Below are 1,048 nucleotides of genomic sequence, written 5' to 3' on the forward strand. Positions count from 1 at the left end.
CTACACCCTTACCCCGGGACAACCACCGCCCGGGCTGGACTACCTTCCTGCGTCACCCCATCACTCACCTACTACAAGTCTGGTCCGTCGGCTCCACCACTTCCCTTTGCCCGAAGGCTCCAGGACGGCTTCACGGACTTAGCATCGCCTGATTCAATGTTTGACGCTTCACAGCGGGTACCGGAATATCAACCGGTTATCCATCGACTACGCCTGTCGGCCTCGCCTTAGGTCCCGACTTACCCTGGGCAGATCAGCTTGACCCAGGAACCCTTAGTCAATCGGCGCACACGTTTCTCACGTATGTATCGCTACTCATGCCTGCATTCTCACTCGTGAACCGTCCACCACTAGCTTCCGCTGCAGCTTCACCCGGCACACGACGCTCCCCTACCCATCCCAGCCCCCGTTGGGGGTATCTGCTGGAATGACACGACTTCGGCGGTACGCTTGAGCCCCGCTACATTGTCGGCGCGGAATCACTTGACCAGTGAGCTATTACGCACTCTTTCAAGGGTGGCTGCTTCTAAGCCAACCTCCTGGTTGTCTCTGCGACTCCACATCCTTTCCCACTTAGCGTACGCTTAGGGGCCTTAGTCGATGCTCTGGGCTGTTTCCCTCTCGACCATGGAGCTTATCCCCCACAGTCTCACTGCCGTGCTCTCACTTACCGGCATTCGGAGTTTGGCTAAGGTCAGTAACCCGGTAGGGCCCATCGCCTATCCAGTGCTCTACCTCCGGCAAGAAACACACGACGCTGCACCTAAATGCATTTCGGGGAGAACCAGCTATCACGGAGTTTGATTGGCCTTTCACCCCTAACCACAGGTCATCCCCCAGGTTTTCAACCCTGGTGGGTTCGGTCCTCCACGACCTCTTACAGCCGCTTCAACCTGCCCATGGCTAGATCACTCCGCTTCGGGTCTTGAGCGCGCTACTATATCGCCCTATTCGGACTCGCTTTCGCTACGGCTTCCCCACACGGGTTAACCTCGCAACGCACCGCAAACTCGCAGGCTCATTCTTCAAAAGGCACGCAGTCACGACG

At 57.4% G+C, this 1,048-nt stretch carries 1 rRNA gene; it reads right to left on the bottom strand.

The window, feature by feature from the left end:
- Positions 1 to 1,048 (bottom strand): 23S ribosomal RNA (locus AB0G47_RS40870); the annotation flags it as partial.

This window comes from Streptomyces sp. NPDC021622, from assembly GCF_040640795.1.
GTDB lineage: Bacteria > Actinomycetota > Actinomycetes > Streptomycetales > Streptomycetaceae > Streptomyces.